The following is a 23,315-nucleotide window of genomic DNA, read 5'->3' on the forward strand; positions in this document are numbered from 1 at the left end:
TCCTGACATGTACCAGCTCTCCGCCAACATCGAACTGCTCTTCACCGAGGCCGGTCCCGACGCCGGTGACCGGGTCCGCGCCGCCGCCGCGGCCGGCTTCGACGCCGTCGAGATGTGGTTCACCACGGACAAGGACCTCGACTCGCTCGCCAAGGCGCTCGCCGACACCGGCGTGCAGGTGACCTCGCTGCTCTCGGGCCCCCGGATGACCTACACGTACCCGGGCACCGATCTCGCCCCGTTCCACCAGGGCCTCGACCTCGCCGTCGAGCACGCCCGTCTGCTCGGCTGCCCGCGGATCGTCCTCGCCTCCGGCATGGGCTTCCCGGGGATGAGCCGGCAGAAGAACCACCAGTTCCTCGTCGAGATGTACGGCGAGGCGCTCGAGCGGAACCGCGACGCGGACGTCGACTTCATCCTCGAGCCGGTCAACTCGCGCGTGGACCACCCCGGTGCGCTCACCGACCGCACCGAGGACGCCGTGGACATCGCCCGGGCCATGAACTCCGAGCGGTTCGGCATCCTCTACGACCTGTACCACTCGATCGTCCAGGGCGAGGACCCGGCGACGGAGCTGGCGAACGCCGCGGGCCTCGTGAAGTACGTGCAGCTCGCCGACGCGCCGGGCCGGCACGAGCCGGGCAGTGGCGACGTCGACTGGCCCGCGCAGCTGGCCGTGGTCCGCGCGTCCGGCTACGACGGCCCGATCGGCCTGGAGTACTTCCCGGCGCTCGAGTCGGCGGCGTCGACCGAGTACATCCGGTCGGTCGCCGCGGAGGCATGACGGGGAAGCTCGATGTCCTGATCGCCACCGGCAGGGTCACCGTCGAGCACGACAACGAGTTCCGCAGCTTCCGGCACCACACGTCGATGCTGACGGCGCTCCTGGAGTCCACGGGTCGCTTCCGCGTCCGCGTGCTGGAGGAGTTCCGCGGCATCGGTGACGAGCTGCTCAACCGGTTCGACGTCGTCCTGGTCATGTACGAGGGGCGCGACGACTACCACTCGGCCGCCGAGCGGTTCGGGACGACGACCGAGCAGGCGCTGCTCCGCTTCGTGCGCGACCGGGGGAGGGGCATCGTCTGGTTCCACGGCTCGTCGGTGCAGGAGCCGGACTGGGGTTGGCCCGCTGAGTTCGACCGGATGCGCGGCGCCTCGCTCAGCCGGGAGACGGGACTCCGACCCCGGCCGCAGGGCGAGGTCGTGGTGCGGACGACGGACCCGCGCCACCCGATCACCGAGGGCCTCGAGCCGGAGTGGACGGTGGTCAACGACGACGTCCTGACCGGTGCGCGGATGGACCCGTCGGCGCAGGTACTGCTGACCGTCTGCGACGACGTGGACAGCTACCGCCGGGCCCGCTGGCCGAACGCGCACACCCCCGTGGTCGTGCCGCCCGGCGGGCTGGAGGAGCTCTCCGGCATGAACACCGACCAGCCCCTGGCCTGGATCAACGAGTGGGGCGCCGGCCGGTCGTGCTGCGTCACCCTCGGGCACGACTGGGACACCTTCCGCAAGGTGCCGTTCATGACGCTGCTCGTCCGCGGTGTCGAGTGGGCGGCCACCGGACACGTGACCCTGGACCCGCCGGAACGGACCGGCGACGCCCGGTGGCGGGTGTGGCCGTACTACGCCGGCGATCCGTCCCGGTTCGACCGTTCGCCGTCAGCCACCGAGGCGGCTGGTCACTAGGCGGTCTGGAGGCGGGCGGCCGCCGGGACGGGGGTGCCGTCGGCCAACCACAGCTGCAGGGCCGCCGGCCGCAGCAGGTTCTCGGCGGCCAGCAGCGCCGCGCCCGTCGTCCCCTCGGCGTCGGCCAGTGATGCCGGCCGGATGGTGAGGTCCTGGGTCGCGAGCTCGATCCCGCCGTCCAGGACGGCCTGCCGGAACTCCTCGAAGAACAGGTCGCCGGTGCGCAGGACCCCGCCGCCGAGCACCAGCGTGCCGGGGTTCAGGAAGTTGACCACGCCGGCGATCGCGGTGCCGGTCACCCGGGCGGCACGGGTGACGGCCGAGCGGGCCGCCTCGTCGCCGGCCGCGACGGCGCGGCCGATGTCCTCACCCGTGAGGTCGCCGGCTTCGGCGAGCCGCTCGGCCAGCACCGGGCTCTCGCCGGCACGTGCTCGTTCGGTCAGCGTGCGTACGAGGGCCCAGCCGCCGGCGACCGCCTCCAGGCACCCTGTCTTCCCGCACCGGCAGACGGCGGCGGGGTCGTCGGTGACGCGCACGTGACCGATGTCGCCGGCGGCGCCGGAGTCGCCGCGGTGCAGCCGGCCGCCGGTGACCAGACCGCTGCCGATGCCGGTGGCCACCTTGACGTAGAGCAGGTCCCGTCGCTCCTGCGGTTCCCCGCGCTCCCACTCACCGAGGGCCCGCAGGTTGGTCTCCTTGTCCATCCAGACGGGCGCGTCGTAGCGGGCGGAGAACCAGGAGCGCGCGTCGAAACCGGCCCAGCCCGGGATGGTCCGCGGGGTGACGACGCGGCCGGTCGCATGATCGGTCGGCGCCGGCAGGCCCACGGAGACCGCCCACACGGGGGCCGGGGTCCCGAGCCCGCGCAGCAGCCGCCGGAACGACTCGTGCACCGCGCGCAGGACCTTCTCCGGCCCGTCCTGCACGTCGATGGAGCGGAACTCCCGCACCAGGTCGCGGCCGTCGAGGTCGGTCACCGCCGCGTGCAGCGACACCTCGCCGAGCGAGGCGGCCAGGATCACGCCGGCCTCCGTCCGGAAGCGGATGCTGCGCGACGGCCGGCCACGCCGCTGGCCCGATGGAGCCGCCTCGAGCTCCGCAAGGACCCCGAGCTCGATGCCCTCCCGCACCCGGTCGTTGACGATGGTGCGCCCCAGCCCGGTCACGGCCTCGAGCTCGGGTCGCGTGGCGCCGGCCCCGGAGCGCACCAGGTCGACGATCTGCGCCAGGACGAGGACGTCCCGTGCGGACGGCGGCGGCTGCAACGCGGCCTCCTCCCGGTCGTCGGTGCATTGACTTATGCAGATTTTATACATAATGATGGCCACCGGCGGTCGGCGCCACCCACATCCTCCCGAAGGGGGTCCTCGTGCCCGGTATCGGACAGCGGCAGCTCGCCGGGGACGACAGGCTGCGGGTCCTGATCGTCACCGGTCACACCGACATCCACCACGACTGGCGCACCATGTCGCCGATGCTGGCGTCTCTGCTGCGGGACACGGGGCTGTTCGACGTCCGCATCGCCGAGGAGTTCCGTGGCGCCGGTCCGGAGACGCTCGAGCCCTACGACCTCGTCGTCCTCAACTACTTCGGCCGGTTCGAGCCGTGGGGCCGCGCGCCGGAGCAGCGCTGGGGCGCCCGCGCCGAGCAGGCCCTCTACGACCATGTCGCCCGCGGCAAGGGTGTCGTCGTCTACCACGCGTCCCTGCAGATGGGTGAGGGCTGGGAGGACGACTTCGAGCGGATGGCCGGCGGGGTCATGCGGCAGCACTGCAGCCGCCGTGCGCCCATCCCGGACTTCCGGCTGCACGTCGTCGCGCCCGACCACCCGATCACGGCGGGCATGCCCGAGTTCATGCCGCACTACGACGACGACCTGTACGTGAATCTGGAGTGGGCGCCCGGCGCCGACGTCGAGGTGCTGGTGACGGGCTGGGACAACCCACTGCGGTACACGCAGGTGCCCGAGGAGTGGAACGCACTGCCGGGGATGGGCGACGAGCACCCCCTCGTGTGGACGAACCGCTACGGCGAGGGCCGCGTGTTCGCGACGGGCATCGGGCACGGCCCGGAGGCGGTCTCGCACCCGTCCTTCCGCGCGCTGTTCGCCCGCGGCGCCGAGTGGGCGGCCACTGGCAAGGTCACCCGCGATCTGCCCGAGGGCGTCGGCGAGCCGGTGCCCGGCGGTGACTGGTGGCCCACGACCTTGGAACCGATGGTCCGAGACATGTACGAGCAGAGGAAGCAGGGAGCCGCACAGTGACGACGACAGAGACGGGCACCGAGGCACTCGCGCAGCGGGTCGCGGCGCTGGAGGAGCGCCTGGGCGCAGCCGAGCTTGCGGCCACCCGCGCGCAGGACCGCGGGGACGTGGAGAACGTGTTCTCCCGCTACATGCACTACCACAACGCCTTCGAGGACGAGCGGATCATCGACGAGCTCTGGGTGGCCAAGGGCACCGAGGGGGTGCGCGCCCAGTACAACGACACGGGCGTCTACACCGACTGGGACGCCGTCATGGAATACCACCGGGGCCGGCCCCATCCGGTCGGCAAGCTGATCCTGCACTACACGACGACCCCGGTGATCGAGGTCTCCGCCGACGGCACCACCGCCAAGGGCCTGTGGCTCATGGCCGGCATCGAGTCGGGCATCACCGACCCGGCCGAGGCCGAGAACATCCCACCGTTCTTCTTCGCCCCGCGCGAGGTCGACGGGCGCAAGGTCTGGGCGCACTGGATCTGGTGCAAGTACGGCCTGGACATGGTCAAGCAGGAAGGGGAGTGGCGGATCCTCACGTTCCGCTGCTTCGAGATCGCGCGGGCGCCGTTCGACGAGGACTGGATCTCCTTCGCCGCCCACGAGCGGGCCTCCTACGAGAAGACGCTGGCCTACTTCGGCGAGGACGGGAAGCCGGTCTTCCTGCCGCCCGTGGATGCGCCCGGGGTCACGCCGCACCAGCCGTACGCCGTCGACACCGCACAGCAGCTGTTCCCGGAGCCCCCGCGGCCCTACGACCGTTACGAGGACACCTTCGCCTGACGCGCCGGTACGGAGGCATTACGTCGGAAGCGCACGTAATGCCTCCGTGCTGATTAGACTGACGACGACGTAGGGGCGCCTCTTCCAGGGGTTCGCCCGTCGGTCCGGTGAGACGCCGGGTACCGCGCACGAGGCCGCGTCGGTGATCCCTCCCCAGGATCGAGAAGGCGACTTCGCCGCTGATGACCTCGCTCTCGACGGCGCCGCCGCGCGCCGTCTCCCTCCGCCTGCTGTTCGTGTCGCTCGTGGTGATCACGCTGCTGTCGGCGATGGACGCGACCATCGTCGCGACCGCCCTTCCCTCGATCGTGGCCGATATCGGCGGCGAGCGGCAGATCGGCTGGGTGTTCGCCGCCTACACGCTGTCCATGACCATCGCGATGCCCGTGTTCGGGCGGCTGGGGGACCTGCGCGGACGCCGGTCGCTGTACCTCTGGTCGATCGCAGCGTTCGTGCTGGCCTCCGTCCTCTGCGGCTTCGCGGCCGACCTCGGGCAGCTGGTCGCCCTGCGGCTCGCGCAAGGGGTCGCCGGTGGCGGGCTCGTGGTCCTCGGCCAGGCCGTGGTCGCCGACGCCGTCCCCGCCCGCGAGCGCCCGAAGTTCCTGGCACCTATCGCCTCGGTGTTCGCCATCGCCAGCGTGGTGTCGCCACTGCTCGGGGGCGGCCTCACCGACACGGTCGGCTGGCGGTGGATCTTCTGGGTGAACGCGCCGATCGGTGGTGTGGCACTGCTGATGGCCTTCCTGTCCGTTCCGCGCATCAGGCCGCAGCGGAACGGGGAGCGCCTGGACGCCGTGGGCGCCGCGCTCCTGGCGGTCTGGGTCACGGCGACGGTGCTGGTGGCGGCCTGGGGAGGGACGACCTTCGCCTGGACGTCGTCCGTCGTGCTCGTCACCGCGGCTCTCGCCGTGGTGGTCTTCGCGCTGTTCGTGCGGCGCTCCCTGCGGCACCCCGACCCGATCGTCCCGCTGTCGATGTTCCGCGGACGGACCGTCGTCATCTGCAGCGCGCTCGGCTTCGTCGTCGGCGTCGCCGTGTTCGGGATGGTGGGCTACCTGCCCGGGCTCATGCAGGCCGCCTACGGTCTGCCGGCGACCGTGGCGGGCACGGTCATCCTCCCGCTCGTGCTCGGCATCCTGTCGGCGAGCATCTGGTCGGGACGGCGGACGGCGCGCACCGGCCGGTACCGGCGCTTTCCCATTGCCGGGTGTGCCATCGCGGCTGCCGGGCTGGCCGGCCTCGCGCTCGTCCGGACGTCGACCCCGCCCGTCCTCGTCGGCCCCTGCGCGGGCCTGGTCGGGCTGGGGGTGGGCGCCTTCGGCCAGGTCACCAACGTCGCGGTGCAGGACGCCGTGCCGGCCCGGCTGGTGGGGACGGCGACGTCCACCGTGGCGCTCGTCCGCGAACTGGGAGTCACTCTCGGAGCGGCCGCGCTGGGTGGACTGCTCTCGGCCCGGCTGCTGCACGGACTCGGCCCGCTGGGCGACCTGGCCCGGCAGTCGCCGGAGCAGCTGCGGCAGCTGCCGGCGGCACTCCGGCACACGTACGGCGCGGCGTACCTCGCGGCGATGTCACCGCTGTTCGCCGGCCTGGCGGTGCTCTTCGCGGCGAGCGTCGTCGTCGCGCTGTTCCTGCCGGACCGGCAGCTCGGCGAGCACCTCATCACCGAGGCCGATGACGCGCATCAGGTTTCGTACGTGCCCGACTCGTTGCCCTGACCACGTCCCGGTCAGGAGGATCGGTCCCACGATGGATCACGAGACGCTGTGGGCCGGTTTCTGCACGCCGCCGGACGAGGCCCGGCCCCGCGCCTGGTGGCACTGGATGGACGGCAACGTCGACCCCGACGGCATCCGGCTGGACCTGGAGTGGCTGCACCGGGTCGGCGTCCGCGGTGTCCAGATGTTCGACGGCGGCATGGGCACACCGCTCGTGGTTCCGCGCAAGGTGGCCCACGGGTCCCCGGAGTGGCGGGACGCCGTCCGGGTGGCGGCCACGACGGCCCGTGAGCTCGGCCTGGAGTTCGCCGTCGCGACCTCCGCGGGCTGGAGCGCCGCCGGCGGCCCGTGGGTCGAGCCCGCGGACGCCATGAAGAAGGTGGTCTGGTCGGCGACGCCCGTCGACGGGGGCGGCCGGGTGGAGCAACCGCTGGCTCCGCTGCCCGACGTCGCCGGCCCGTACCAGGACTGCCCCCGCTGGGGCGCTGACCCCGACGGCCGCCGATGGGTCCAGGACTGGGTGATGGTGGCCGTGCCGGCGGACCAGGTGGCTCCCGCGCTCGTGCCCGCCTCGGTGCAGGGATCCAAGGCCGTCGAGGACTGGGGTGCGCTGCTCGACGGGAGCTTCGCCGAGGCGGTCTCGCTGCCGCGCGATCCGGACGGCCCGTCCACCGCATGGCTCGAGCAGGTCTTCGACGAGCCGGTGGAGGTCGGGGCGGTCACCGTCGGCCTGCCGGGTCCGACCGGCTTCGCGGCCGCGCCGCCGCCGTCGGCGGTGCTGGAGACGAGCGACGACGGCGTCACCTACCGCTCGGTGGCGGCGCTGGACGCGCCCGGCAACGCCGACAAGGCGGTGCCGGTGCGCACGATCGCGTTCCCGCCGGTGACCGCCCGACGCTTCCGGCTGGTGCTCTCCGGCGCGGGCGCCGAGGAGGGTCTGCCCCGCCTCGCCGAGGGCGTGCGGCTGCCGCCGATCCTGCGGCGCGTCTCGGAGTTCCTGGTCTCGGAGTTCGCCCTGTTCCCGGGCGGCCGCGTGCACCAGGCCGAGCTCAAGGCCGGCTTCGCGGCCGCGCCCGACTATTACGCCCTGGACACCGTCCCGACGCCCGGCATCGACCCCGAGCGCGTCACCGATGTCACGCGGTTCGTCGAGGACGGCGTCCTGCGCTGGGAGGCGCCGGCCGGAGCGTGGCAGATCCTCCGGCTGGGCGCCTCGCTGACCGGGCAGACGAACGGCCCGGCCTCGCCCGAGGCGACCGGCCTGGAGGTCGACAAGCTCGACGCAGCCACGGTGCGCGGCTACCTCGGCACCTACCTCGGCCACTTCGAGGGCGTGACGCTGGACGCCCTGCTGAGCGACAGCATCGAGTCGGGCGCGCAGAACCACACCGACCGGCTGCTCGAGCGGTTCACCGAGCTGCGGGGCTACGACCCCACGCCGTGGCTGCCCGCACTGGCCGGGCTCGTCGTCGGCGACGCGGCGCGCACCGACCGGTTCCTCTGGGACTTCCGGCAGACGATCGCCGACCTCGTGGCGAGCGAGTACTACGGCACGCTCGAGGCCGAGGCGCACCGGCGCGGCCTGGTGTACTACGCGGAGGCGCTCGAGGACCGCCGTCCGCAGCTGGGCAACGACCTGGCGATGCGCAGCCACGCCGACGTCCCGATGGGCGCCATGTGGCTGTTCGACGCCGGCACGGGCCGCCCCGAGCCCACCTACCTGGCCGACCTGAAGGGCGCGTCGTCCGTCGCGCACGTCCACGGCAAGGCGTTCACCGGCGCCGAGTCGATGACCGCATTCCACCGGCCGTGGAGCTACACGCCGCGGCGGCTCAAGCACATCGCCGACCTGGAGCTGGCGCTCGGCGTCACCCGGTTCTGCATCCACACCTCGCCGCACCAGCCCACCCAGGTGCCGCCGCCCGGTATCGGCCTAGCCCCGTTCCTCGGGCAGGCGTTCATCCGCACCGAGCCGTGGGCCGAGCTGGCTGGGCCGTGGATCGACTACCTCGCCCGCTGCTCGTGGCTGCTCAACCAGGGCGTTCCCGCCGTGGACGTCGCCGTGTTCATCGGCGAGGAGGCGCCGGTCACCAGCCTGTTCGGCGCGGCGCCCGACCGCAGCGTCCCGTCTGGGTTCGACTTCGACTACGTCGATCTCGACGCCCTCGAGCAGCGGGTCCGCGTGGCCGACGGCGGCCTGGCGGCGGGGGAGACGCGCTACGGCCTGCTCTATCTGGGCGGCAGCAGCTCGCGGATGACGGTGCGGGCGCTGCGTCGGCTGGCAGAGCTCGTGGACGACGGCGCCACGGTGGTCGGCCGCCGTCCGGTCGGCTCGCCGTCGTTGGCCGACGACGACGCCGAGCACGCCCTTCTGTGCGACCGGCTGTGGAGCGGCGGCGTTCTCGACACCGACGACCTCCGAGCGGCGCTCGACCAGCTCGGACTGCGTCCGGGGCTGGCCGTCGACGACACCGGGGTGCTGCGGATCGGCCGCCGGATCGGCGACGGTGAGGTGACCTTCCTGGCCAACCCGTCGCCCGAGGCGGTGACCGTGACGGTGGGGTCGGCCGGCCTCGTGGCGTGGGACCCGGTGTCCCTCCGTCGGACCGCAGTCCGGGACGGCCGGATCGACCTCCCGGCCCTCGGATCGGTGTTCGTGCTGCCCGGCGGCCCGACCGACGAGGATCGGCCGGTGGGGGAGGAGCTCACCCTCGACGGCCCGTGGCGGCTGTCCCTGCCCGGCGTCCCGGAGAGGGACCTGCCTGAGGGCCCGCGGCCGTGGACCGAACTCGGGACGGGGCCTGCCGGTTTCGCGGGCGTCGGCACGTACGCGACCGAGGTGGAGCTCCCGGAAGGCGGCTCGCGGACGGCGGCGCTCAGCTTCGGAGACGTCGGCGACCTCGCGCGGGTCCGGGTCAACGGGGTCGACTGTGGGATCGTCTGGACCGCTCCCTGGGAAGTGGACGTCACCACCGCGCTGCGGCCGGGCACCAACACCGTCGAGGTCGACGTCGCCAATGCCTGGATGAACCGGCTGATCGCCGAGGCGGCGGCGCCGACCGGCGAGATCTTCGCCCCCGTCGCGTCGGTCTACTCGGCTGATGCCGCCGTCCAGCCGAGCGGGCTGAGCGGCCCGGTCGTCCTGCGCATCGCATAGCCTCGCGACCGGCCCGATTGCGGGGTCAGAGGTCGAGGACCAGGCGTCGCCCGCGGCAGCGGGAGACGCAGGTCATCATCGTCTCGTTGGCCAGCCGCTCCTCGAGCCCCAGCACGGAGTCGCGGTGCTCGGGCACCCCGTCGAGGACGCGCACCTCGCACGTACCGCAGGTGCCCTCGCGGCAGGTGGAGAGCACGGCGGCCCCGTCCCGGTTCACGGCGTCCAGCACGGTGTCGTCCTCCGCCACGGTCACTGTCGTGCCGCTGCGGGCGAGCGTCACCTCGAACGGCCGGTTCGGCTCGAACGTCGCGGGGCGGGCGGCGAAGCGTTCCACCACGAGGTGCGCTTCGCGATCCGCGGACCGCGCGGAGTCCTCAAGCCCGGTCAGCAACTCGTCCGGGCCGCAGGCGAAAAGGTAGCCGTCCTCGCGCGGCAGTCGCGCCCAGAGGCCGGTCAGGTCGTACCGGCCGCGTTCCTGGCTGGCCCACACCTCGATCCGGTCGCCGTGCAGCTCGACCAGCTCGTCCAGGTAGGCCATCCGCTCGCGAGACCGGGCGAGGTACACCAGGCGCCAGTCGGTCCCGCGGTGCTGCGCCTCCTCGATCATGGGCAGCAGCGGGGTGATGCCGATGCCACCGGCGACGAAGAGCAGTGACGTCGCGGGACGCAGGCGGAAGTGGTTGCGGGGGCCCCGGATGCGCAGCCGGTCACCGACCCGCACGTCGTCGTGGACGGCGACGGAGCCGCCGCGACCGGTCGCCTCACGGAGGACGGCGATGCGCAGCTCCGCGGTCCCCGGCCGGCCGCACAGCGAGTACTGGCGCAGTGCGCCGTCCGGGAGCTCGAGGTCGATGTGCGCGCCCGGCTCCCAGTCGGGCAACCGGCCCGGCTCGTCGACGGTCAGCGTCAGCTCCACGACGTCCGCGGTGAGCAGGCGACGCCCGGCCACCGTGACCGGCACGGCCTCGACCGGTGCGGCCACGACGCTCCGGACCGCCGGCCGCGCGGTCACCGGTGCCGGTGTCCATGCCAGGGGGAGGGCAACCATCCCGCGACCGGCGGAGACGGGCAGGTACTCGAGGTCCTCGTACGGCACGGCCAGGCGCAGGTCGGGCAGTCGCTCGTCCAGGACGTCGAGCTCGACGCGCAGGAGCAGCCGGGCCAGCGGCGCGCCGAGGCAGGCGTGCACGCCCTGCCCGAAGCCGAGATGGGGAACCGCCCACGACCGGTCGAAGTCGAGCACATCCGGCGAGGAGAACCGGCCGGCGTCGCGCGAACCGGCCGCGTAGGCGAGGAAGACGTGCTCGCCGGCCTTCAACGGAACTCCGCCGAGCTCCGTGTCCCGCGTGACCAGGCGCTTCATGCCGGTGATGGCCGATTCGAAGCGGAACAGCTCCTCGAGTGCGGCCGCGCGACTGGTGTCGTCGCGCTGGGCGGCGGTGTAGCGGTCGGGGTCGGCCAGCAGGTGCGACAGGCCCGTGCATATCAGGTTCGAGGAGGTCTCGTGCCCGGCGAGCATCAGTCCGGGGAACAGCGAGAGCATCTCGAAGTCGGTCATCTGCACCGCGCCCGAGTTCCGCATCGCCCAGACATGGCTGATCAGGTCGTCGCGCGGGTCGTCCTTGCGCTCGGCCATCACCTCCAGCACGTAGTCGTGCAGGTCGAGCAGGCGCCGCGCCTTCTCCTCCGGCGTGCCGGAGTGGTGGATGTCCGCCGGGCCCAGGAAGAACCCGAGGGCCGCACCGATCCAGTCGGCGCGCTCGACTTCCAGGCCGACGACGTGGGCGATCACCCGGAGCGGCAGTGGCAGCGCGAACGACGTCTTCAGGTCCGTCGACCCGTCCGCGACGAAGCCGTCGACGAGCAGGTGGGCCTGTTCGCGGATCCACGCCTCGTAGCGCGCGAGCCGACGGGGCATGAAGAAGGTGTTCACGGCGGCGCGCAGCCGGTCGTGGTCGGGGTTGTCCAGGCCGAGGAGCGTGCCACGGGAGGGCACCCGTCCGGCGAACATCTCCCGGAACGGCGGTGGCATGTCGGGAACGGTGGCCGTCGTGGAGAACGTCTCCGGGTCGTGCAGCGCGCGGACGAGGTCGTCGTAGCGGCTGACCACCCGGGCCTCCAGCACCTCGGCGTACGGGAGACCGGCGGCGGCGCGCAGGGCAGCGAGATCCCGGTGCAGCGACCGGGGAACGGAGAAGGGGCACGTGCCCTCGGGTGTCGGCGTAGGCACCGGTTCCGCCTCAGTCCTCGATCAGTGCGAGCTGCTTGTTGATCTCGCGAGGATTGGAGTCTCCGGCGACCTTCTGCAGGAACGGCGTGTGGTCGAAGAGCAAGTCGCGGAGCGGGCGCAGCGGCGCCGGTGCGTGGTGGAACACCTTGCCGAGCATCCAGGCCTGCTTGACCTGCAACGCAGTGTGGGGTTTGCGGGGGTCCTCGTAGGTCTGCAGCGCCCGGGAGAGCGCGTCCGGATCGCGGAGGTCGATGCCACGCAGGGCCCGGCCGAGGAAGTAGCCGTCCTCGATCGACATCCCCGCCCCGTAGGCCGCGTACGGCGAGGTCGGATGTGCGGCGTCGCCCACCAGGGTGGCGCGCCCCTTGGACCACTGCGGGAGGGGTGGCCGGTCGCGCAGCACCCAGCGCTGGACGTTCCGCGGTTCGGTGGCGGCGATCAGGCCCGGGAGCGGCGCCGGGAAGCCCTCGGCCAGTTCGGCGGCGGCGCCCTTGGGGTCAGCGGGGGCAGGAGCGTCGGGATCGGTGGCGGTGAGGACCCACCACTGGTGGCCGTCCCGGCCCTTGTTGCGGATGGAGGTCCAGCTGCCCTGCGTGGTGCGGCTGTGGGTGAGGACCGACTTGTTCGGCTCGGTCCCCGGCACGTGGGCGAACGTGAAGCCGCCGAAGATGTGCAGCCGGTGCTCGCGCTTGGGGCTGTCGCCCCACAGCGATCGCCGGACCAGGGAGTCGATGCCGTCGGCGCCGACGAGCAGGTCGTGCTCGGCGGTGGTGCCGTCGGCGAAGTGCAGCGTGACTGCCCGGTCGTCCTGGTCGATGCGATCGACCTGCTGATCGAACCTCAGCACCCCCGGCGGGATCGCGGCGAGCATCCGCTCATAGAGCTCGGGCCGCAGCAGGCCGATGAAGCCGCCCCCGTACTCCTTCGTCACCCCCGGGTCCTGCCTGACGTGCACGCGGACGTCGCCGCGGAGATTGCGGAACTCGGTGTCGGTCGGAGCCCCCAGGTCGGCGGTGTCGACGCCCAGTGCGCGCAGCGCCTTCAGCGGCGGCGGCCACAGGTTGAGGATGTTGCCGGCGGGGCGCGCCTCCCGGTAGCGCTCGTAGACGACGACGTCGTGCCCGGCCCGGAGCACGCCCAGTGCGGCGGCCATGCCCGCCGGACCGGCGCCGAGCACGGCCACCCGGCCGCGGCGAGACGAGGAGGACGGGACCATCGGGCACCTCGGGAGGATCGGGCGCAAAACTTAGCGCGCACTACAATTAGGGTGAAACTGTAGCGGCCGTTCTGGTCCTGTCAATGACCGTCGGCGAGACTGCAGCGGTGGATGCCGAACTCGAGGTGCGCCCGCCGAAGCAGCAGCGCAGTCGTGAATCGTGGACCCGTGTGCTCGACGCGGGTGTGGCGATCCTGGAGGACAGCGGTTACGACGCCCTGACCATCGCCGCGGTGTGCCAGCGGGCCCAGGTCGCGCCCCCGACCATCTACGCGCGGACGACGAGCAAGGACGCGCTCTTCCTCGCGATCTACGAGCACGGGATCAGCCGGCTCACGGCCGAGCAGGCGGTCTTCGCGAATGACTCTCGCTGGGCCGGACTGACGCCGGCCGACCTGGTACGGGCCGCGGTGGCGGAGATGGTCGGCATCTCCCTGCGTCATCAGCGCTTCCTCGGCGCCGTCGTCCTCATCTCCGCGGCACACGCCGAGGTCCGCCGCCGCGGGTCCGGCTACAGCCAGGAGCTGGGTGAACGCTTCGCCCGTGTCGTGCTGAGGGCTCGCGGGGCGATCTCGCACGCGGACCCGGAGGCGGCGGTGCGCTCGTGCTTCGGGATGGTCTCGGCGACGTCGACCATCCGGGTCGCCTACGGTCCGGGCTTCGCGACACCCGACCCGGTCGACGACGCCGCCTTCGTCGCGGACCTGGGCGACATGGCGGTGCGCTACCTGCTCGGTCCGCCGGTTCGCTGACCGGGAGCTACGTCCGGCGATCGCGATCGCGATCGCGCTCGTGCAGGCGCAGGCGGGCCAGCAGGTCGCCCATGAGCAGCCGGAAGTCGACGTCGGTGTAGATGCGCCGCAGGCCCTGCCCCGGCTCGGCCGGCGTCTCGGTGAACCTGCTGGACTCGTCGGTGAGCGCCGTGACGAGCAGCGGCGGGCTGTCACCCTGCGGCCACACACCACCGAGCACGATCCAGTCCGGCGGGCTGGTGAAGTGCTCCCAGAGCCACTGACCGAGGCGGCCGGCGTCCCCGACGTCGGATTCCAGCTCGGCGATCGAGTACGCGCAGCGCCGGTAGGTCTCGAGCCGGAACTGGTGCACGCCGAGCTCGGGCAGACCGAGCACGAACGCGGCGGCGGACGGGTCGGTGTCCCGGTTGTACTCGAAGACCCCGTCGCGGGTCGAGCCCCCGATCCACACGAGCGTGAACCGCTGCGCGATGTCCGGCGCCGACCGCAGCGCCTCGGCCACGTTGGTCAGCGGGCCGCCGCAGACGACGAACAGCGGCAACGGGTCGTCGCGCCGCGCCTCGGCGACGATCGCGTCCGCGGCCGCCGACGGTGCCCCGGCGTCCGGATCGAACGCCCGCTCGCTCCCAGCGACGACCGAAGGCGTCGGGCCGCCCACGACGTCCACGAGCTCCGCCGCGAGCGCGGCGCCGTCGGCGGCGGTGGCGTGCGGCCCCGACATCGACGGGTTCAGGAACGAGCTGGTGACGAGTACGACCCGGTTCGACGGGGCGAGCAGGTGGTGGGCCAGGGCGAGCAGGCCGTCCGGGTCACCCGAGAAGTCGTTGTCGACGACGACCCGGCACAGTGCGCACAGCTCCAGGCGCGGCCTCACCGGCCGGCGAGGGCGGCCGTGATCGACCGGCGGATCAGGTCGTGCTGCTTGCGCACCAGGTCGATCGGGTCGGCCTCGCCGAGGTCGGCGAACGCGTGCCCCTCCCACTCGCTGGAGAAGAAGCCGGAGTACCCGCCCTCGACGAACACCCGCACCAGCTCCGGGTAGTCGATCGCCGGCTCGTTGCCGGAGGAGTCGATGTCGTAGAACTTTGCGTGCACGTGCACGATCTGCGGCATGATGTCGGCCCACTCCCGCGGGTCGACCTTGCCGTGCATGTTGAAGGCCAGCCGGGCGAACGAGCCGAGGCTCTCCGGGGCGATGCCCCGCGAGCGGAGGTAGTCGACGAACTCGCCGTGCTGGGCGTTGATGTCGGCGTCGGTCGCCCAGATCTGCTGCAGCCGGTCGAGGTCGTCCGGCGTCAGGCCACCCATCGCCGTCAGCTTGCGCAGCGTCGTCGGCGCCATGGCGTGCATCGTGGAGCTGAAGTCGGCGACGAACCCGAGCCGCGGCGAGCCGATCTCGTCGTAGAGCTCGCGGATGGCCATGACCTTGGGCGAGTTCGGCCCGATCGGTGCGTGGATCTCCCAGCCGAGCGTGAGGTCGAGCTCCTCGGCGACGGGCATGAGTCGCCGGATCAGCTCCGGCTGGGCGCTCTGGATCCGCACCAGCGGGAAGCCGAGCGCCCGCGCGCTGCGGAACTGCGCGACGGTGAACTCGTACTCCTCGTCGGGCGTCATGTCGCGCTCGCGGCGGCGGCCCATGTCGAGGTTCGCGCCGAACGAGCTCGGCACGAAGCCGTGCCGGTCGAACGCGGCCCGCCACTCGCGCACGAACTCGTCGGTGACGTGCGGGTAGGTGCGGATGGTCTGCGAGGCGACGATCTCGATGCCCGGCCCGATGCCCGCGGTGTCCACCGCGTCGAGCAGGCCGGCCAGGTCGTAGCGCCCCGCCGCCCACTCGCTGGTGAGCGAGTAGAGAGTCAGGCCGAGTGTGATGTCGCTGCCGGGGACAGCGGGCGCGGCGGTGGGGGAGGGGACGGTGGCTGTCATCGGTCGTCCCCTCAGCGGACCGCGAGCGTGCGGCGGTTGGCGGCGTGGTTGGTCACGTAGGTCATCGGTGCGATCTGCATGTACGGCAGCCGCAGGTCGACGGTGACCTCGACGTCGACCTCCGCGCCGGCGACGACCGGCTGGTCGAGTGGAACGACCACGACGAGGCGGTCCTGGATGAACCAGAGGGTGTCCCACTGCTCGGGCAGCTCCGCCACCGTGAAGGTCCGGCCGGCCAGCTCGACCCGGAGGTCCTCGGTGGGCACGGGCCGCCCCTCGACCGCGACCGCGATCGAGGTGACGCTCGACAGCCACAGGCTGCGGTACCAGGGCACGGTCAGCGCGATGCCCAGCCCCTCGGGGCGGACCAGCAGGCTGTCGTCGGTCAGGACGGTGTCTCCGGTGGCCATCGTGATCAGCCCTTCAACCCGCCGCCGTAGCCCTGGATGAACCGCTTCTGCGCGAAGAAGTAGAAGGCCAGGATGGGCACCATCGAGATGATGACGACGGCGAAGATGAGGTTCCACTGGGAGACCAGGCCGCCGACGTAGTTGTACATGACCACCGGCAACGTGGCGTAGTCCGAGCCGTTGAGGAAGATCAGGGCGGTGAAGAAGTCGTTCCACACGATGAGGCCGGCGAGGATCGCGACCGTTCCGGTCGCCGGGCCCATGAGCGGGAAGACGATGCGGACGAAGACCTTGCCGCGGGACGCCCCGTCGACGGTGGCCGCCTCCTCGTAGTCGCGGGGCAGCCGGCGGAAGAAACCGCCGTAGAGAAACACCGACAGCGGCATGAGCACGCCGGTGTAGATGACGATCATGCCCCACGGGCTACCGGTGAGGCCCAGATTCCGCGCCTCGACGTACAGCGGCACGATGCCCAGCTGAGTGGGCAGCAGGATCGCGATGAGGAACAGGTAATAGGTGCGGCTGCTCCACCGGCTGGTCGAGCGGGTCAGGACGTAGGCGGCCGGTGAGCCGAGGACGATCAGCCCGACGATGGTGCCGCCGGTGATGATCAGGCTGTAGAGCAGGCCGTGGAAGATCGCCGACGACGCATCGGAGGACGGCGACAGCAGGGTGACGAAGTTGGCGAACGTCGGGCTGGTCGGCAGCGCCAGGGCGGAGCCCGAGAGCACCTCGGGGCCGGTCTTCAGCGAGGTGGTGATCAGGAAGTAGAACGGCATCAGCATCACGATCGCGCCGAGGATCGTCAGGATCTCCAGGACCAGCGTCTTCTTGGAGTAGCGGAACACGGTCTCGTCCGATCTGTTACAAGCGGTCGCGGGTGGCGTACTGCTGGATGACGGTGAAGACGAGGATCAGCACCGAGAGCACCAGGGCGAGGGACGCGCCGAAGCCGAAGTTGTTGAACACGAAGCTGTGCTGGTAGACCTCGGTCCCCAGTGTCTGGGTCGAGCCCGCGGGGCCGCCGGCCGTCAGCGCCAGCACCTGGTCGAAGACCCGCAGTCCCTGGATGAGCATGAGCGTCGTCGCGATGGCGATCGACGGCTGGATCATCGGCACGATGATCCGACGGAAGCGGGTGAAGGTCCCGGCCCCGTCCAGGACCGCGGCCTCCTCGAGCTCCACCGGGACGGTGGCCAGCCCGGCCAGGTAGATGACCATCGTGAAACCGACGCTCTGCCACACCATCACCACGAGCACGCACCACAGCGCCCAGTGCGGGTCGCCGAGCCAGTCGTGCTGCCAGCTCTTGAGCCCGATCGCGGCGAGCGTCTGGTTGAGCGGGCCGTTGAAGGCGAAGATGAACTTCCACACGTAGGAGACCGCGATCGGCGCGATGACCACCGGCATGAACAGCAGGGTGCGCAGCACGAACCGGCTCTTGAGCGTGCGGTTGAGCGCGAGCGCGAACAGCAGCCCGAAGACGTTGGTGAAGATCAGGAAGCCGAAGGCCAGGATCAGCGTGTTGATCAGTGCCCCGGTCAACTCCGACGTCCGGAAGATCTTCGCGAAGTTGTCGAGGCCGACGAAGTTGAAGTCGCCGATGCCGGTCCAGTCGGTGAACGCGTAGAACGCGCCGCTCGCGGTGGTGAAGTAGATCAGCGCCAGCATGAGGACGACGCCCGGCAGTGCCCACCACCAGCGGCCGAAGCCCAGCTTGTAGGTGTTCTTCTGCCTGGCCTCGCGGCGGCCCGGGGCGGCGACCGCGCCGTCGTTGGCCGGTGGCGCCGGGCTCTGGATGGCGGTCACTGCCTGCCCCCTGGTATCGGTGCGGTCGTGCGGTGAGTGTGGCCCGCGGAGGGCCGATGGTGGGTGGGGCGGACTGCCCGCCCCACCCACCATCGATCGATCACTTGCCCCAGGCGGCGTCCATGTCCTTCAGGACGTCGTCGACGGTCTTCTGGCCGGTCAGCAGGCCGGTGACCCCCGAGCCGAGGGCCTGGTAGACCTGCGGGTTGGTCCAGCTGTCGACGGCGAAGGTGCGGTAGTCCTTCTTCGACAGCTGGTCGGCGACCGGCTTGTACTGCGGCAGCAGGTCGGCGGCGTTGATGTCACTGCCGATCGGGATCGTGCCCTGGGCGTCGGCGAACTTCTTGGCCTCCTCGGGCGACACGGAGAACTTGATGAAGTCCTCCACGAGCTTGGGGCTCTTGGTCTTCGCGTTGCCGGCCAGCCCGATGTCGGAGCTGATCGTGAGGTAGTTCTTGTCGGCCGGCGAGGGCGCGCCCATCGCCACCAGGGTCACGTGGCCGCCTGCGGCGTCCATGATGGACTTGGCCGCGCCGCTCGGGGCGAAGAAGCCGAAGGCCTTGCCGGAGCTCGAGGCGTTGGTCAGGTCGGCGAAGCCGGCACCGGCGGCGCCGTCCTGGAAGCAGCCGGCCTTGTTCATGTCGACGACGGCCTGCAGCGCCTGCTTCCAGCCCTCGGTCTTCGCGAACGTCGTCTTGCCGTCGGTCCGCTTCTTGTCCCAGTCGGGATCCGGGCCGTAGACGGTGGAGGACGCGATCTCGACCGTCATGATGCCGGTGTTCGCGGGAACGCCGCCGGCGAGGGCGAAGATCGAGCTGCCGTCCGGCACCGAGCCGCACTGCGACACCACGTCGTCGGTCGTGGTCGTCGCGGTGATGTTCACGTTGTTCTGCTTGGCGAGGTCCTCGTTGTAGATCACGGACATGATCGCCGTCGAGCTCGGCACGCCGTAGAGCTTGCCCTGGTAGTCGTAGCCGACGCGCTCGGCCTCCGGGATGTTCTTCGTGAAGCTGGAGTCCGTCAGCTTCAGGAGCAGTCCGGGCTTGGCCAGCGTGCCGACCGTGCCGGGTTGACCACCGCCGGAGTTGACCTGCATGACGTCGGGCCCGTTGCCGGCCGCCATCTGGGTCTGCAGCGTCTGGCCGTAGGTCTCGGCGTTGATCTTGTTGACCTTGATGGTCACGCCGGGGTGCGCGGCCTCGTAGTCCTTGGCCAGCACCTCGTAGGCGTTGTCGTTGGGGTTCGCCGGGCCGTAGGAGAACGTGATCGACTGCGGTTCCTTGCCACCGCCGCTGCTGCCGGAGTCCCCGGACCCGCAGGCGGCGAGCAGCAGGCCCGCGACCATCGGCAGGGCCACGGCGGCGGTGCGGCGCCGGGTGATCGTGTAGGTCATGGTGAGCCTTTCGGGAGCTCGGAGGTCGTGCCCGGCGGGGGAGCCCACCGGTCGACTAGTGCGACGTGGGCAGTGTCACAGAGCTTCAGTCGGTTGCAAACATAAGTCTGCTGATGGTCGACATAGACCGTGGTTATCTCTGGCGACGGCCATTTGACCTGCGGTTACGATCGGGGAGGGCCTGACCGCATCGGCGCGCAGCAGCTACCGCTATTACGGACCGGTACGTCCGTTTCGGCGGCGGCGGGTCGGAGGACGCACCACTTCAGGATTCCACCGCCCTGCACTTCGGGTGCTGACGTACGGACTTTTGTCGATTAGCGTGAGAAGCCGTCCGCACCGCCATTCTGAGGAGGACCCGCGTGCCCGCTGAACGGATCGACAGCCTGGCCGCCGTCCTCGCGGCCATCCGGAGCGCCGCAGGAATGACCCAGCCGCTGCTCACCCAGCAGGTCGGCCTCGGGCGCAGTGTCGTTGCCGCGCGCATCGCCGAGCTCGAGGCCGCAGGGCTCGTGGTGCAGGCCGGTATGGGCCCGTCCACAGGGGGGCGGGCCCCGCGTCAGCTCCGACTGCGGGCGGAGGCGGGCGTGGTGGTCGGCGTCGACATCGGCGCCACGTTCATGGAGATCGGCCTGGCCGACCTCGGCGGGCGGATCCTCGACCACCTCGAGGAGGCGGTGGACGTCGCCGACGGCCCGGAGGTCGTGCTCTCCCGGGTGGAGCAGGCGATCGACGAGCTGCTGGCCCGCAATCCGGGGGTGGGCGACATCTGGGGCGTGGGGATCGGCGTTCCCGGCCCGGTCGAGTTCAGCTCCGGCCTGCCGGTCTCCCCGCCGATCATGCCCGGCTGGGACGGCTATCCGATCCGCGAGCGGTTCGCGAACCGGCTGGGCGCCCCCACGTGGGTCGACAACGACGTGAACCTGCTGGCTCTCGGGGAGCTGCGCACGAACCCGCGCGCGGCCGAGGTGGGCGACCTGCTCTTCGTGAAGATCGGCACGGGCATCGGGGCGGGCCTGGTGTCCGGTGGCCGGCTGCATCGCGGGACGAACGGCTGCGCCGGCGACATCGGTCACGTGGCGGTGGCCGAGGCGGAGAACGTCATCTGCCGGTGCGGCAACAGCGGCTGCCTGGAAGCCGTGGCCGGAGGCGCGGCGATCGCCCGGGAGGGCCGCCGGCTCGCCGAGACCGGCGGGAGCGCGGTCATGGCCGAGATGCTGGCCGCGTCCGGCGACGTCTCCACCGCCGACGTCTTGCTCGCCGCCGAGCGCGGGGACCCGGCCGCGCGAGCCCTGCTGTCCCGCGCCGGACGGCTGGTGGGCGGCACCCTGGCGACACTCGTCAGCTTCTTCAACCCGGGTCTCGTCGTGCTCGGCGGTGGCGTCGTCCTGTCCGGGGACCACGTGCTGGCCGCCGTGCGCGAGTCGGTCTACCGCCGGTCTCTCCCGCTGGCCACGCGCACCCTCCGGATCGAGTTCTCGGCTGTCGGTCACGCTGCCGGCCTGGCCGGCGCCGTCCACCTCGTCCTGGACGAGCTCTTCGCACGCCATCGCCTGGCCCAGTGGCTGCCGTGGAGCACGCCCGCCGGCCGGCCCGAGCTGGCCGCCGCGGATGGCGAGCGCACCGCGGCCTGAACGTTCGGTGGTGGCGTGTCGAGCAAGCGCGACCACACCGCGCACCTGCTCGACCTGCCCGTCGCCGGCTGACCCCGGCGGACCACGACGAAGGAGCACTCCCATGGCACGCATCTCGGTTCTCGGCGGCACCGGCTACGGCGGCGAGGCGGTCGCTCGAGAGGCAGTCCGGCGCGGACACCAGGTGACGTCCTACAGCCGCCGGCCACCGGAGCAGCCGGTGGAAGGCGTCACCTACGTGACGGGCTCGCTGCTGGACGCCGACCTCCTGGCGCAGAGCGTCCGCAACGCCGACGTCGTCTTCGAGACGCTGTCGCCGCGCGGCGACATGGCAGGCAAGGTCGAGGGCGTCGTCGACGACCTGATCCGGCTGGCCGACGAGGCCGGGGTGCGGCTCGGCGTGCTCGGAGGCGTCTCCTCCACGCTGGTGTCCGAGGGTGGCCCCCGGTTCTTCGACGTGCACCCGCCGGCGCCGGAGATCCTGCCCGAGGTGCAGACCGGCCTCGACCTGCTCGATGCCCTGAACCGGTCGCCGGAGAGCCTCGACTGGTTCTACGTCAGCCCGGCAGCAGAGTTCGGCTCGTGGGTGGCCGCCCCCGTGACCGGCAGCTACCGCATCAGCGACGACGTGCTGATCACCGACGCGAACGGCACGTCGACCATCTCCGCGGCCGATCTCGCCCTCGCCGTGCTCGATGAGATCGAGCAGCCCCGCTACCGGCGCCGGCGGTTCCACACCGCCCACTGACGTCCGTCAGTTGAGGACGTGCAGCTGGTCGAGCCAGAGAACCTGCCAGAGGTTGCCGTCCGGGTCGGCGAAGCTTCCGGTGTAGCGCGCCTCCTCGTCGCGGACAGGCTCGCGTTGGCTGCCGCCGGCCGCGACCGCCCGCGCCATGAGGTCATCGACCTCGGTGCGGTCCTCGACCGTGAGACAGGGAACGGACGTCGGCCTGGCCGGGTCGCCGGCATCGGCGCCGGCCAGCTCGGCGAACCGGTCCCGCGTCTGGAGGGTGACGACGATGTTCTCGTCGACCACGACGGACGCCGTCCGATCGTCGGAGGAGTACTCGTTGATCCGGAAGCCGAGCCCCTCGTAGAAGGACCGTGCCGTGCCGAGGTCGGTCACGGGGAGACTGAGGAAGATCATCCGCTGGGTCATCGTGCCAGCTCCGCGAAGGTGTCGGCGACCCAGTCGGCGATGAAGGTGCTCACGTGCGGCAGGTGGTCCAGGCCGATGTGCTCGGTCGCGCCCTCCTCGGGCGTGAACACCCGCAGCTCGCGCTTGGGCGAGTTGACCGCCTGCTCGTACGAGCGGTGCGCCATCGCGACCGGGATCTGGCGGTCGCTCTCCCCGTGCGCGATGAGGAACGGCACGGTGATCTGCTCGACCACGCCCTCGAGGTTCACGTCGTCGGCGAAGTCGAGGAAGGCGTCGAGGTGGTTCTCGTCGCCGTCCTTGCCCCACACCCAGAGCACGTGCGACCAGTAGTGGGGGACCGGGCGCTCGCCCTCTCGCTCCTTGCGGCGGCGCTGCACCGCGCCCCAGTCGTGGTTGGCGCCCCAGGCGACGACGAGGGCGAACCGCTTCTCGAACGCGGCCGCGCGCGGGGCGTAGTAGCCGCCCAGCGACCAGCCGACGATGCCGATGCGCGCGGTGTCGACGTCGTCCCGCATCTCCAGGTAGTCCACTGCAGCGCCCGCCCAGACCTCGGTGTCGATGCGCGCGGTGATGCCCTGCAGCCGCAGCGCCTCGCCGGTGCCCGGCTGGTCGAGCATCAGGCAGGAGATGCCGCGGGCCGCGAGCTCCGCCCAGTGGCTGGAGCTGTACATGTGTTCCTTGGTCGAGTCCAGGCCGTTGACCAGGACGATCACGGGGTGGGGGCCGTCGCCGGGCGCCTGGCTGAAGTAGGCCGGCAGCGTCGTCCCCTCGTAGGGGATCTCGACCCGGGAGACGTTCGGGCTGTGGGTGTCGAACGCCTTCTGCGCGATCTCCAGCATCCGCCGGTAGGTCGGGATCCGGTTGGGGTCCGAGTGCGCCAGCATCCGCTCGGCCTGGGACAGGTAGTTGCTGGCGCGGAAGTACAGCTGGCCGGCGGTGCGCACGTGGCCGGCCTTCTCCGCGTCCTCGGCCTGCGCGACGAGCTGGTCGGTCAGCGCGGTCCAGGCGCGGAGGAAGTCCGGCGTGCCGGCGTCCTCGCCCGCGTTGGCGGCGTCCTTGATCGGCCCGCACGCCCGGTCGACCTCGTCGATCAGCCCGCCGGAGTTCAGCGTCGCGACGACGCCGAGGTTCCAGGTGTAGGGGCCGGTGGGGAAGTACTCGAACACAGGTGTTCCTC

Annotated in this window: 20 protein-coding genes; 9 read left to right on the plus strand and 11 right to left on the minus strand. The window is 71.5% G+C overall.

Annotation, left to right across the window (positions count from 1 at the left end; genetic code table 11):
• Nucleotides 1-7: 7 nt before the first annotated feature.
• Complete coding sequence (locus AC2H4J_RS06045; protein ID WP_487463944.1) at nucleotides 8-784, plus strand: TIM barrel protein; 777 nt, start codon at nucleotides 8-10, stop codon at nucleotides 782-784.
• Entirely contained in the window at nucleotides 781-1,692 is a 912-nt protein-coding gene (locus tag AC2H4J_RS06050; RefSeq protein WP_487463945.1) for a ThuA domain-containing protein, read from the plus strand. The genes AC2H4J_RS06045 and AC2H4J_RS06050 overlap by 4 nt, the downstream gene beginning before the upstream one ends.
• On the opposite strand, the gene AC2H4J_RS06055 is transcribed toward AC2H4J_RS06050, so the two are convergent.
• Nucleotides 1,689-3,020 carry an ROK family protein gene (locus tag AC2H4J_RS06055; protein ID WP_487463946.1) on the minus strand — a complete coding sequence of 444 codons (1,332 nt, stop codon included), beginning with the start codon at nucleotides 3,018-3,020 and terminating at the stop codon, nucleotides 1,689-1,691. The genes AC2H4J_RS06050 and AC2H4J_RS06055 overlap by 4 nt on opposite strands.
• Before the next feature lie 41 nt (nucleotides 3,021-3,061).
• Here AC2H4J_RS06055 and AC2H4J_RS06060 point away from each other — a divergent pair, with 41 nt between their 5' ends.
• The 4 genes from AC2H4J_RS06060 (at nucleotide 3,062) to AC2H4J_RS06075 (ending at nucleotide 9,609) form a co-directional block, all read left to right on the plus strand.
• On the plus strand, nucleotides 3,062-3,955 hold the full coding sequence (locus tag AC2H4J_RS06060; RefSeq protein ID WP_487463947.1) for a ThuA domain-containing protein: 894 nt from the start codon (nucleotides 3,062-3,064) through the stop codon (nucleotides 3,953-3,955).
• Nucleotides 3,952-4,734: a nuclear transport factor 2 family protein gene (locus tag AC2H4J_RS06065; RefSeq protein WP_487463948.1), complete on the plus strand. Its 783-nt coding sequence runs from the start codon at nucleotides 3,952-3,954 to the stop codon at nucleotides 4,732-4,734. Before AC2H4J_RS06060 ends, AC2H4J_RS06065 begins: the two co-directional genes overlap by 4 nt.
• A gap of 182 nt (nucleotides 4,735-4,916) precedes the next feature.
• Nucleotides 4,917-6,452 carry an MFS transporter gene (locus tag AC2H4J_RS06070; protein WP_487463949.1) on the plus strand — a complete coding sequence of 512 codons (1,536 nt, stop codon included), beginning with the start codon at nucleotides 4,917-4,919 and terminating at the stop codon, nucleotides 6,450-6,452.
• 31 nt (nucleotides 6,453-6,483) lie between these two features.
• Entirely contained in the window at nucleotides 6,484-9,609 is a 3,126-nt protein-coding gene (locus AC2H4J_RS06075; RefSeq protein WP_487463950.1) for a glycosyl hydrolase, read from the plus strand.
• A 25-nt stretch (nucleotides 9,610-9,634) separates the two neighbouring features.
• Here the strand turns inward: AC2H4J_RS06075 and AC2H4J_RS06080 are convergent, their stop codons facing one another.
• Both AC2H4J_RS06080 and AC2H4J_RS06085 read right to left on the minus strand, forming a co-directional pair.
• Complete coding sequence (locus AC2H4J_RS06080; RefSeq protein WP_487463951.1) at nucleotides 9,635-11,839, minus strand: cytochrome P450/oxidoreductase; 2,205 nt, start codon at nucleotides 11,837-11,839, stop codon at nucleotides 9,635-9,637.
• Nucleotides 11,840-11,849: 10 nt separating this feature from the next.
• The gene (locus tag AC2H4J_RS06085; protein WP_487463952.1) at nucleotides 11,850-13,055 is read right to left on the minus strand and encodes an FAD-dependent oxidoreductase; all 1,206 of its coding nucleotides are present in this window, start codon (nucleotides 13,053-13,055) and stop codon (nucleotides 11,850-11,852) included.
• A 107-nt stretch (nucleotides 13,056-13,162) separates the two neighbouring features.
• Between AC2H4J_RS06085 and AC2H4J_RS06090 the strand changes: the two genes are divergently transcribed.
• Nucleotides 13,163-13,807, plus strand: a complete 645-nt coding sequence (locus AC2H4J_RS06090; RefSeq protein ID WP_487463953.1) for a TetR/AcrR family transcriptional regulator — start codon at nucleotides 13,163-13,165, stop codon at nucleotides 13,805-13,807.
• A 7-nt stretch (nucleotides 13,808-13,814) separates the two neighbouring features.
• On the opposite strand, the gene AC2H4J_RS06095 is transcribed toward AC2H4J_RS06090, so the two are convergent.
• The 6 genes from AC2H4J_RS06095 to AC2H4J_RS06120 form a co-directional block, all read right to left on the minus strand.
• Nucleotides 13,815-14,681, minus strand: a complete 867-nt coding sequence (locus AC2H4J_RS06095; RefSeq protein ID WP_487463954.1) for a nucleoside hydrolase — start codon at nucleotides 14,679-14,681, stop codon at nucleotides 13,815-13,817.
• On the minus strand, nucleotides 14,678-15,733 hold the full coding sequence (locus tag AC2H4J_RS06100) for a sugar phosphate isomerase/epimerase family protein (RefSeq protein WP_487463955.1): 1,056 nt from the start codon (nucleotides 15,731-15,733) through the stop codon (nucleotides 14,678-14,680). Before AC2H4J_RS06100 ends, AC2H4J_RS06095 begins: the two co-directional genes overlap by 4 nt.
• An 11-nt stretch (nucleotides 15,734-15,744) precedes the next feature.
• A complete protein-coding gene (locus AC2H4J_RS06105) occupies nucleotides 15,745-16,143 on the minus strand; it encodes a C-glycoside deglycosidase beta subunit domain-containing protein (RefSeq protein ID WP_487463956.1) in 399 nt (132 codons plus the stop codon).
• Nucleotides 16,144-16,148: 5 nt separating this feature from the next.
• The gene (locus AC2H4J_RS06110) at nucleotides 16,149-16,991 is read right to left on the minus strand and encodes a carbohydrate ABC transporter permease (RefSeq protein WP_487463957.1); all 843 of its coding nucleotides are present in this window, start codon (nucleotides 16,989-16,991) and stop codon (nucleotides 16,149-16,151) included.
• Nucleotides 16,992-17,007: 16 nt separating this feature from the next.
• Complete coding sequence (locus AC2H4J_RS06115; RefSeq protein ID WP_487463958.1) at nucleotides 17,008-17,952, minus strand: carbohydrate ABC transporter permease; 945 nt, start codon at nucleotides 17,950-17,952, stop codon at nucleotides 17,008-17,010.
• A 100-nt stretch (nucleotides 17,953-18,052) separates the two neighbouring features.
• Entirely contained in the window at nucleotides 18,053-19,345 is a 1,293-nt protein-coding gene (locus AC2H4J_RS06120; RefSeq protein ID WP_487463959.1) for an ABC transporter substrate-binding protein, read from the minus strand.
• 362 nt (nucleotides 19,346-19,707) lie between these two features.
• Between AC2H4J_RS06120 and AC2H4J_RS06125 the strand changes: the two genes are divergently transcribed.
• Together AC2H4J_RS06125 and AC2H4J_RS06130 are read left to right on the plus strand one after the other, a co-directional pair.
• The gene (locus AC2H4J_RS06125) at nucleotides 19,708-20,979 is read left to right on the plus strand and encodes an ROK family transcriptional regulator (RefSeq protein ID WP_487463960.1); all 1,272 of its coding nucleotides are present in this window, start codon (nucleotides 19,708-19,710) and stop codon (nucleotides 20,977-20,979) included.
• A 103-nt stretch (nucleotides 20,980-21,082) separates the two neighbouring features.
• Complete coding sequence (locus tag AC2H4J_RS06130; protein ID WP_487463961.1) at nucleotides 21,083-21,727, plus strand: NAD(P)-dependent oxidoreductase; 645 nt, start codon at nucleotides 21,083-21,085, stop codon at nucleotides 21,725-21,727.
• 6 nt (nucleotides 21,728-21,733) lie between these two features.
• On the opposite strand, the gene AC2H4J_RS06135 is transcribed toward AC2H4J_RS06130, so the two are convergent.
• Both AC2H4J_RS06135 and AC2H4J_RS06140 read right to left on the minus strand, forming a co-directional pair.
• Entirely contained in the window at nucleotides 21,734-22,138 is a 405-nt protein-coding gene (locus AC2H4J_RS06135) for a VOC family protein (protein ID WP_487463962.1), read from the minus strand.
• The gene (locus AC2H4J_RS06140) at nucleotides 22,135-23,304 is read right to left on the minus strand and encodes an alpha/beta hydrolase family protein (protein ID WP_487463963.1); all 1,170 of its coding nucleotides are present in this window, start codon (nucleotides 23,302-23,304) and stop codon (nucleotides 22,135-22,137) included. The genes AC2H4J_RS06135 and AC2H4J_RS06140 overlap by 4 nt, the downstream gene beginning before the upstream one ends.
• Nucleotides 23,305-23,315: the final 11 nt, after the last annotated feature.

The sequence above is a fragment of the Blastococcus sp. OS1-29 genome, assembly GCF_057628075.1.